A 9,469-nucleotide genomic window follows, 5' to 3' on the forward strand; every position below is an offset into this window, starting at 1 on the left:
GCGGGCGAGTTCTGGTGATTCCATGCGCGGCGTTGAGTGGACCTGAGATGCGGTACGTGATGGTTTCGTGCGCCGGGTCTGAGCGGCCTGGCGTGCTTGAGGGAGACTCGGTTCTGTTGCTGGTGGCAACAGATCTTCGTGAGGTGATTGCCTCGGGCCCGGTGTTCTCGGGTGAGCGGATCCCTTACTCACCTGATCTTTTGGGTCCTCCGTTGCGGCGGTTCCGGCGGGACATCCTGTGTACGGGATGGAACTACTGGGACCACTTCGAGGAGAGTAAGGGTAAACGCGAAGGCCAGGACGTCGAGCGGCCGTTGCATCCGACGTTCTTCACCAAGGGACCGGACGTCGTGATCGGCCCGTACGACGACATCGCGTGGGACCCGGCGATCTCGTCGAAATGGGACTACGAGGCCGAGGTGGCGCTCGTGATCGGCAAGACCGGGCGGGATATTCCGGTGCATGAGGCTTTGGACTATGTCTGGGGCTACACGCTGGCCAACGACGTGTCGCAACGGGATCTGCAGCGTGCGCACGGCGGTCAGTGGCTGAAGGGCAAGAGCATCGACAACACCATGCCGCTCGGGCCGTGGATCGTCACGGCCGATGAGCTGGGTGATCCGCAGGACGTGCAGTTGCAGTGTCTGGTGAACGGTGAGGTGCGGCAGGACGCGTCGACGCGGCAGATGGCGTTCGACGTGGCCACGCTGATCAGTGAGCTGTCGTTCGGGATGACACTGCGGCCTGGTGACCTATTGCTGACCGGGACGCCGGCTGGGATCGGTAATGCGCGGGAGCCCGCGGTGTTCCTGCAGGACGGTGACGTGGTCGTCACACGCTCGGACAAGTTGGGTGAGCTGCGGAATCGGGTGGTGGCGGTATGAATGGGCCTTTGGAGTTGTTGCCTGGTGGTGGCCGGGGTGGGCGGCGGACCCTGGCTGAGCATGCGGCTGCGGAGCTGCACCAGCTGATCCTGTCCGGTGAGCTGCCCAGCGGTACGCCGCTGCGGCTCGTGGAGCTGGCCAATCGGCTCGAGATGAGCCAGATGCCGGTCCGGGAGGGACTCCGGCGGCTGGAGGCGCTCGGGCTGGTCGAGATCATCCCGCACCGCGGTGCGTGGGTGCGTGACCTGTCGCTGGAGGATCTGCGGGACACGCACGAGACCCGGCTGGCGCTGGAGTCGCTCGCAGTGCGTGCTGCAGCAGAGCGGTTCACCGAGGCCGATGCTGAGAAGGCTGCTGCTGCGCTGGCTGACCACCTCCGGTTGTCGCAGGCACAGGACCTGGCTGGTGCTCGGGACGCCCATGCGGAGTTCCACTTCGCCCTGTACCGGGCCAGTGGGTCGCAGTGGTTGCCGCGGGCGATTGAGCCAGTTTGGCAAAATTCCGAGCGCTATCGGTTCGGTAGCCGGCTCACGGCGGCGATGATCGAGCAGAACCGGCGGGAGCACCAGGCGATCCTCGATGCGTGCGCTGCGCGGGATGTTGACGGTGCTGAGACGGCTTTGCATGACCATCTGGCTGGCGCGTTCCAGCGGATCACCGAGACGATGACTTCTCGACAGAAGGAGTCGTCGTGAAGGTGTCCTTTGACGCGACCGGAGTGGTCGTCGTGATCACCGGTGGCGCTCAGGGCATCGGTGCGGCGTTGGCTCGCGCGATTACGTCGTACGGCGGGACTGCTGTGGTCTTTGATGTCGTGCGGCCGTCGGATCCGGCAGTGGTGTTTGTCGAGGTTGATGTGGCGGACCGTTCTGCTGTGGACTCGGCGGTGGCCGGTGTGGTCGCTGATTTCGGGCGGATTGACGGACTGGTCGCTGGGGCGGCGGTGCAGCCGCGGGCGGCTGTTCTGGAGCTGGAGCCGGCGGAGTGGACTCGCACGCTCCAGGTGAACCTGGATGGTGTGGTGTGGGTGTGCCAGGCCGTCGTACCGCACATGGTGGCGCAGCGGTCCGGTTCGGTCGTGGTGTTCACCTCTGGGATGGCAGCGACGGGCTATCCGGGCGCAGCGGCGTACGCGACGAGCAAGGCCGGACTGGTCGCGTTCGCGAAGACGCTGGCGGCCGAGGTGGCCTCGGACCGGGTGCGGGTGAACGTGGTGGCGCCGGGTGTGATCGACACCGAGCAGTTCCGCAGTGCGAACCAGGGTGCGGACCGGGAGCACTGGCGGGAGACGATAGGAATCGGCGACCCCGAGGACGTGGTCGGCCCGTTGCTGTTCCTGCTGTCCGATGCGGCCACGATGACCGGGTCCACGCTGACCCGGGAACGAGCCTTTGCGAGAGGTGACTCTTGACTGCTGACCAGCTGCCCGTCGTCGTCGTGGGAGCCGGACCGATCGGTCTGACCACGGCACTCGGTCTCGCGCACTACGGCGTACCGTTCGTGCTCCTGGAGGAGGACGCGACGCTGTCGTCGGACACCAAGGCCGGTACGACGCTCAGTCGCACCCTGGAGATCTGGAACCGGTACGGCGCGGTCGAGGAGATTCTGAACGCGGCTGTGCGGATCGACGAGATCGGCGACATCGACCGCGCCACCAACACGCCGCGTGCGTCGGTGCGACTGGCCGAGCTGGTCAACGACACGCAGTTCCCGTTCGTGATCAACCTGCCGCAGCAGCGGATGGAACCGATCCTCGCGGCCGCACTGGAGCGCGCTGGGCACACGGTCCGGACGCAGCACCGGTTGACGTCGTTCGAGGTGCTGGACGACCGCGTGGTGTTGCAGGTGGAGACACCGGACGGTCCGCAGACGCTGGAGGCCGCACAGCTGCTGGCCTGCGACGGCGGCCGGAGCAGAGTGCGTGACGCGCTCGGTGTGCCGGTGGTGGGGGAGACGCTGCCCGAGCGGTACATGCTGATCGACGTCGCGGTGGACCTGGACGTCGACAACGCCCGCGACTACCCGTACCTCGCCTACTTCGCGGACCGGACCGAGTGGATGGTGCTGATCCGGCAGCCGGACAACTGGCGGTTCCTGTTCCCGCTGGCGGCGGGGGCGGAGACGCCGGGCGACGAGGACCTGCTGGTGAAGGTGAAGCAGTTCATCGGTGAGGTCGACCGCATCGAGCTGCTCGGCACAGTCATCTACAACGTGCACCACCGGGTCGCGGAGAAGTGGACCGTCGACCGCAAGGTGTTCCTGATGGGTGATGCCGCGCATCTGATCACCCCGATGTGGGCGCTCGGTCTGAACACCGGTGCGCTCGACGCCTCCAACCTGCCATGGCGGTTGGCCTGGGTGCTGCGTGGCTGGGCCGATCCGTCGTTGCTGGATGGATACGAGCAGGAGCAGCGGCCTGTGGCGACCAATGGGTCCGCTGAGATGGCTGAGGCGGCCCGGAAGTACATGTCCCACCAGCGAGGTGCAGTGACTGCTGACACCAGCGACTGGGCGACGGCGTACACGCGGACTCTGCTCAGTGTGCGGCTGGACGTAGACGGAGTGGGCGACTGGTCGATGGTGGCTAATACCGCCGAGCCGCCCGCCGTACGGGCGGGTGATCGCGCGCCGGACCTCGCTCTGCAAGGGCCGGCTGGACGAGTGACGATTCATGAGCTGGTTCGAGAGTCGTTTGTGGCTTTGTACTTCACTGATGTGCGGCGGCGGCCGGACATTCCGGTCAACGACTCGCCTGCGCTGCGGCACTACGCGGTGTCCCGATGGGACGCGCCCCACGACTCTGGGCTGCGCGACCGGTCGCTGTTCGATCCGGGAAGCATTGCCACGAACAGGTACGGCGTACCGGCGGAGAGCGTCGTACTGCTGCGGCCGGATGGGCACGTGGCTGCTGTGGCGCCTCTGCGAGCTGGTGTGGCTTTTGAGTTGTACACGCGAGTCACCGGTCGGCCTGTGCCTCGGGAGGAGGGCTGATGAGCTTCGACGAGCCGCTGCGTGAGCTGTTGCTGCAGACCGAAGACCTGAACTGGGTAGAGAAGTCCCTGGACGGGTTGTCCCACAAGATGTTGTGGCGGGACCCGGAGACCGAGGCGTCGATCGCGCTGGTGCGTTTCGAGAAGGGGTCCGGGATCCCGTCCGAGCACAAGCATGCGTCGAACCAGTTCATGTTCTGCCTGAGCGGGCGGTACGTGTACGTGCCGACGGGAGTCACGCTGACCAAGGGCAGCTTCTACTGGAACCCCAAGGGCTGTGTGCACGGGCCGACGCTGGCCGAGGAGACCTCGGTGCTGCTGGAGGTGTACGACGGTCCGCACTACCCGGAGCGGCCGTCGTTCTACGACAACGACGAGGACGCGCGCTGATATGGCGGGCTGGGACGTCCACACGCACCTGATACCGCCGACCGTGCTTACGGCGGCGCATCGGGGCGAGTACGGGCTGTCCATCGACAGCGGCTCGCTGGTGGTCGACGGGCAGCGGCTACCGCTCAAGCGACTGGCGGACCCGGCTGCGCTGTTGCAGTGGATCGCTGAGCAGGACCTGGATGGCGCAGTGGTTTCTGTGCCGCCCGCCCTGTTCAGGTACGACGCTGGGGTCGAGTGGGCTGAGCTGGTGAACCAGGGACTGCGAGAGCTCGCCACACCGCAGCTGCGGGTTCTTGGCCAGCTCCCGCTGCTGGATCCGACCGCTCCGGCGGTGGCTGCATCGCTTGCCCGGGAGGGCGTCTTCAGCGGCTTCGCACTCGGTACGCCGGACCTGGCGGGACTGGACGCGGTGTGGCGGGTGCTGCACGAACTGGAGGCTTTCACACTGATTCATCCGGGACACAGTGACGACAAGCGGCTCCACTCGTTCTACATGTCGAACCTGTTGGGGAATCCGTACGAGACCGGCCTGGCCGCGGCGTCACTGGTCTTCACGGATGTGCCAGGCCGGTTCCCGGGGATCAGATTCTGTTTGTGTCATGGGGGAGGGGTGACGGCGGCGGTGGCCGGACGTTGGCAGCGCGGGGTCCAGACAGCCCGGCCTGGGATCGAGGAGCTCTCGATGCCGGTGGCCGAAGCAGTCCGCAGCTTCTACGTCGACGACCTCGTGCACGACGAGGCCATGCTGCAGTTGCTCGTCCGGACCTTCGGTGCCGCCCATGTGCTGGCCGGGAGCGATTGGCCGTTCCCGATGGGTAGTGACGGTGTGGTGGGCTCGCGTGCGCTGGCCGCTGACGAGCTGACGGTGCCGTTGGCCAAGGAGGTCTCGGCGGAGTGAGGTGGCGGTTAGCGCCGAGGGCTGTTGTGATCAGATATCAAATCGGGGTGGACGGGGTGAAGCGATGAGGTCGCAGGAAGGGACTGTGCTGCGCAGTCACGGGCCTGGGCCGGAGTTGGCGGTCGAGGAGATCTCGCAGACCGCCGGTCCGGGGGAGACGCTGGTCGAGATGCGGCTGGCTGCGGTCACCTCGCAGGACCGGGCATTGCTGAGCGGCAAGCAGCTGTATGCGCCATTTACTCCGGGCTCCGAGGGGTTCGGAGTGGTCATCAGCTCGGCTGTCGCCGCGACCGGTGCCGGTGTGGTGCTGCGCGGCGAGGGGATCGGTGTGACGAGGCCCGGGCTGTGGGGCCGGTACGCCGTCGTTCCCGATGCTGCTGTGCATCCACTGCCCCCGACACTGGAGCCGACGACCGCACTGACGTTGCTGACACCGGCGCTGACGGCACATACCGCCGTACGGCGTGTTGGTCAGGTGCTGGCTGGTGAGACCGTCGTCGTTACCGGCATCACCGGACTGGTCGCGCGACTGTGCGCAGCGGTTGCTCGGTCTGCCGGTGCGGCTCGGGTGATCGGGCTGGCCGGAGTGATGGAGTCGGTGGAGCTGGTTGGTGATCTGGTCGACCAGATCGTGCGTGTGGACGAGCTGGGCCAGGTCGGTCGTGACCTGCCGTGGTGCGATCTTGCGGTCGACACTCTGGGCGGTCCGGTGACCAGTGGGGTGCTCGGACACATCACCCCAGGCGGGCGAATCGCCCTACTGGGTTACAAGACTGGTGAGTTCACAACTCTCGATCTGCATCAGCTGATCGGCCGCGACCTGCGAGTGCTGCCGGTCAACGTGCAGCGAACGACACTTGAACCAGGTGCCGTTGGTCAGGCGTTGGCGGATATCGCACCGGCGCGGCTGCGGCCGGAGGTCGAGCTGTTGCCGGCCAGCCGGATCAGTGAGGTTCTGGACCGATCCGCTTCCGCTACACGGTTTTTACTGGATCTGACAGTGCTCAGCTGAACTTCGAGCTGAGCAATCTGTTGGCGAAGGCGCGGTGACGGCCCGCCCTGCCGTACGGTTACCTCCCAGAGCTGTTCTGTGTGGAGGAGAGAGGCAGCCCGCGCCCAATGACCCGACGACTCGAGCTCACGCCTGGGGGGCCGAGCGGCCGCCGTACTCTCGCCGAGGAAGCCGCCGCCGAACTGCACGAGCTCATCCTGTCCGGTGAACTGCCCAGCGGTACGGCGCTGCGTCTCGAGGAGCTCGCCAAACGGCTGGACATGAGCCAGATGCCGATTCGCGAAGGGCTCCGCCGGATGGCCGCGCTCGGACTGGTCGAGATCGTGCCCCACAAGGGCGCCTGGGTCCGCGAGCTCTCCGTCGAGGACCTCCGCGACACCCACCAGACCCGGCTCTCCCTGGAGTCCCTCGCCGTTCGCGCCGCCGCCACCCGCTTCACCGACGCCGACGCGGTCGCCGCCCGCACCGCCCTGGCCGAGCACGTCCGCCTGTCCAAGCTCGGCGACAACATCGCCTCCCGCCAGGCCCACACCGAGTTCCACTTCGCCATCTACCGCGCCGGCGGCTCCCGCTGGCTGCCCCGCGCCATCGAACCTGTTTGGCAAAATTCCGAGCGCTACCGCTTCGGTTCCCGCCAAACCAAGGCCCGCATCGAACAAACCCGCCGCGAACACCAGGCCATCCTCGACGCCTGCCTGGCCCACGACGAGGCCCAGGCCGAAACCGCCCTCCGCGACCACCTCGAAGGCGCCATGAAGCGCATCACCGAAACCATGGAACGCCGAACCAACCGAGCCTAGGCAGGTATGTCGCCCCAGTGCAGGTAGCCGTCGGTAACGTGGGGCAGCGCAGTCCCGATCCGCTCACCCGGCCGGGTGGCTCCATCCGCGTGAACCTGGAGGGCAGGACGTCCGTCGGCCAACGCACTTGCGACGTCGGCGAGCATCTCGCCGACGCTGCCCCAGTACGGCGCCGCCGACGCGAAGCCCTCGTCCCACTGCCCGACACACCCGAACTGGTCGCCGTCGCGCAGATCGACGTACAGGTGACCACCGCCGTACGCATCTGCGATCGGGAGAAGGGCGTCGAGCCAGTGCATCGGTGGTCGCCCGGCCGGCTCGCCCTCATCCGGCCACGGGCCGACACCACGAACCCGGCCGTCGATCTCCCGCATCATCGTCCGCGTCGACAGCATCTCCATCACCGGGACGAGGTTGTAGAACGACGGGATCAGGTAGCCGTAGATGTAGCGGTGGTTGGTCCCGTTGGCGATCTGCAGGAAGTCGACCAGGTCCACCGGTAGCGGGCGGTTCATCGCGGCCTGCAGGTAGCGCAGGTCAACCGCCGTCGCCGGTGGGTTGATGTGAGGTATCGACGCCGGGTGGTTGCTGGCAAGCCACCCGACGATCCGGGCCCACGACGTGGCAACCGACACGTGCTCAGTCGGCGAGGTGGGCCGGGAAGCCGCCGGTGGCCAACGGGCTCCAGCGGGTGGGGGTGATGCGGATCAGGCACTTGCCCTGGGCACGCATCGCCTCGCGGTACTCGTCCCAGTCGGGGTGCTCACCCGAGATCGAGCGGTAGTAGTCGACCAGCGGCTCCACGGCTTCCGGGAGCTGGATGACCTCACCCTCGCCATCCACCTGCACCCACGCGCCGTTCCACTCGTCCGACAGCACCACGACGCTGGTCTGCGGATTCCGCTCCACGTTGGTGCTCTTCGCCCGCCCCGGGTACGACGAGATGACGATGCGCCCCTCCGCGTCGACACCACCCGACACCGGCGACGCCTGCGCCGTACCGTCCGCACGAGTAGTGATCAGCAACATGTGATGCCGCGGCCGCACAAACTCCAGCAGCCCGTCGAGATCAACCTTGGTGTTCGTAGCAATAGCTCTAGCCATGCCACCACCTTAGAGAACGGCAGTCTCCTGGACGGACAGCCACTGGGGGCCGGTGAGTACCGCGGTGGTCCAGCGGGTGGTGCCGGTGGAGTGTTGTTCGAGGAAGCGGCAGACGGCGGTGTCGCCGGACTGGGTGATCAGCTCGAACTGGTCGATGGTGATGGTGAGGCCCGGTGCGGCGTTGTGGGCTGTGCCGAGGGCGGTCATCAGGTCATCGAGGGCGAGCTTGGTGCCGTCGATGGTGATGAGGGCGAAGTCCGGGTGGTGGGCGGCGCGGAAGTGGTCCAGGACCTCGGGACCGCCTTGGCCGCCGAGCCAGGCGGCGAGGGTGTCGTGGTGGTGGGCGACGGCGTCGTACAGGGTGTCCATCAGACGTCTCCGTAGAGGGGCCGTGGGTCGATGAGGCGATCGAGTTCGTCGTCGCTGAGCTGGTTGATCCGGTCCTTGGCGCGCTGGGCCTGTGGGGTGGTGGGCATCCTGCCTGCCAGCAGGCAGGGGAGGGCGAGCTCGTAGCCGGTGCGGGCCTGGGGGGTGTAGCGGTGCCTGGTGCGGGCGACGGCGGAGGAGACGCGGAGTGCGTGTTCGTTGCGGGACTGGGCGTCGGGGCGGTCGGTCTCCTGGGCGGCGAAGCGGAAGCCGTTGGCCAGGTCGCAGGCAGCGCAGCCGAGAGGGCCGGCGCCGAGGCCGTTGCCGCACTCGGTACAGGTCAGCTGTTTGAGCGCTCCGTCGACCACGCGCCAGTCGAACTCCGAGGTGTCCTGCAGGACGATCTGGGCGAGCTCCTGGGCTTCCGGCGTACCGGGGGTGACTCCGGAGCCGGCGCAGAACGTGTTCCAGGCGGCGTCGATGCTGGCCTCGATCTCCGCCAGCGCGCTGCGGAAGCGGTGATGATCGACACGAAGCATGGTCGGACCCTAGCGCGGCACTGGCTCACCCGCCCTTTGGGCACCCACCAGGCACCCAGAGCGCACTTTGAGTACCCACCAACCATTTTTTCGGGCGGAGAGTGGTCGGTGGCTACCCAAAGATGGCGTTCGTGCTCAAAGGTGGGTCGGCGTTTCTTTGGGTACTCACCAGGCACCCGGGGCGCACTTTGAGTACCCACCAACCATTTTTTCGGGCGGAGAGTGGTCGGTGGCTACCCAAAGATGGCGTTCGTGCTCAAAGGTGGGTCGGCGTTTCTTTGGGCACCCACCAGCCGCCCGGGGCGCACTTTGAGTACCCACCAACCATTTTTTCGGGCTGGAAGTGGTTGGTGGGTGCTCAAAGATGGCAGCGGGGGCGGGGCGGATTGACACAGTCGAACAGGTGTTCGAACATGGGGGCATGACGGGGATCACGGCGCTTGACGAAGCTCGTGCCTTCCTGTCCAAGTCCAAGGGGCGGGG

At 66.8% G+C, this 9,469-nt stretch carries 12 protein-coding genes; 8 read left to right on the forward strand and 4 right to left on the reverse strand.

Annotation, left to right across the window (positions count from 1 at the left end; genetic code table 11):
• Positions 1 to 212 precede the first annotated feature (212 nt).
• The 8 genes from E1263_RS30950 (at position 213) to E1263_RS30985 (ending at position 6,977) form a co-directional block, all read left to right on the forward strand.
• Positions 213 to 884 carry a fumarylacetoacetate hydrolase family protein gene (locus E1263_RS30950; RefSeq protein ID WP_238161684.1) on the forward strand — a complete coding sequence of 224 codons (672 nt, stop codon included), beginning with the start codon at positions 213 to 215 and terminating at the stop codon, positions 882 to 884.
• Positions 881 to 1,579: a GntR family transcriptional regulator gene (locus tag E1263_RS30955; RefSeq protein WP_132173793.1), complete on the forward strand. Its 699-nt coding sequence runs from the start codon at positions 881 to 883 to the stop codon at positions 1,577 to 1,579. The genes E1263_RS30950 and E1263_RS30955 overlap by 4 nt, the downstream gene beginning before the upstream one ends.
• Entirely contained in the window at positions 1,576 to 2,295 is a 720-nt protein-coding gene (locus E1263_RS30960; protein WP_132173795.1) for an SDR family NAD(P)-dependent oxidoreductase, read from the forward strand. The genes E1263_RS30955 and E1263_RS30960 overlap by 4 nt, the downstream gene beginning before the upstream one ends.
• Complete coding sequence (locus E1263_RS30965) at positions 2,292 to 3,875, forward strand: FAD-dependent monooxygenase (RefSeq protein ID WP_132173797.1); 1,584 nt, start codon at positions 2,292 to 2,294, stop codon at positions 3,873 to 3,875. Before E1263_RS30960 ends, E1263_RS30965 begins: the two co-directional genes overlap by 4 nt.
• On the forward strand, positions 3,875 to 4,264 hold the full coding sequence (locus E1263_RS30970; RefSeq protein WP_132173799.1) for a cupin domain-containing protein: 390 nt from the start codon (positions 3,875 to 3,877) through the stop codon (positions 4,262 to 4,264). Before E1263_RS30965 ends, E1263_RS30970 begins: the two co-directional genes overlap by 1 nt.
• 1 nt (position 4,265) lies before the next feature.
• Entirely contained in the window at positions 4,266 to 5,165 is a 900-nt protein-coding gene (locus E1263_RS30975; RefSeq protein ID WP_132173801.1) for an amidohydrolase family protein, read from the forward strand.
• Between the two features lie 64 nt (positions 5,166 to 5,229).
• A complete protein-coding gene (locus E1263_RS30980) occupies positions 5,230 to 6,177 on the forward strand; it encodes a quinone oxidoreductase family protein (protein ID WP_132173803.1) in 948 nt (315 codons plus the stop codon).
• A 107-nt stretch (positions 6,178 to 6,284) separates the two neighbouring features.
• Positions 6,285 to 6,977, forward strand: coding sequence for a GntR family transcriptional regulator (locus E1263_RS30985; protein ID WP_132173805.1), 693 nt, complete (start codon positions 6,285 to 6,287; stop codon positions 6,975 to 6,977).
• On the opposite strand, the gene E1263_RS30990 is transcribed toward E1263_RS30985, so the two are convergent.
• From E1263_RS30990 to E1263_RS31005, 4 genes are read right to left on the reverse strand one after another with little or no spacing between them, the layout of a single operon-like run.
• On the reverse strand, positions 6,974 to 7,612 hold the full coding sequence (locus E1263_RS30990) for an SMI1/KNR4 family protein (RefSeq protein WP_132173807.1): 639 nt from the start codon (positions 7,610 to 7,612) through the stop codon (positions 6,974 to 6,976). The two genes, E1263_RS30985 and E1263_RS30990, sit on opposite strands and share 4 nt — an antisense overlap.
• A gap of 4 nt (positions 7,613 to 7,616) precedes the next feature.
• Entirely contained in the window at positions 7,617 to 8,081 is a 465-nt protein-coding gene (locus E1263_RS30995; protein ID WP_132173809.1) for a PPOX class F420-dependent oxidoreductase, read from the reverse strand.
• A gap of 9 nt (positions 8,082 to 8,090) precedes the next feature.
• A complete protein-coding gene (locus E1263_RS31000; RefSeq protein ID WP_132173811.1) occupies positions 8,091 to 8,450 on the reverse strand; it encodes a hypothetical protein in 360 nt (119 codons plus the stop codon).
• Positions 8,450 to 8,986, reverse strand: coding sequence for a hypothetical protein (locus tag E1263_RS31005; RefSeq protein WP_132173813.1), 537 nt, complete (start codon positions 8,984 to 8,986; stop codon positions 8,450 to 8,452). The genes E1263_RS31000 and E1263_RS31005 overlap by 1 nt, the downstream gene beginning before the upstream one ends.
• Positions 8,987 to 9,469 lie beyond the last annotated feature (483 nt).

It is taken from the genome of Kribbella antibiotica (assembly GCF_004349055.1).
Taxonomy (GTDB): domain Bacteria; phylum Actinomycetota; class Actinomycetes; order Propionibacteriales; family Kribbellaceae; genus Kribbella; species Kribbella antibiotica.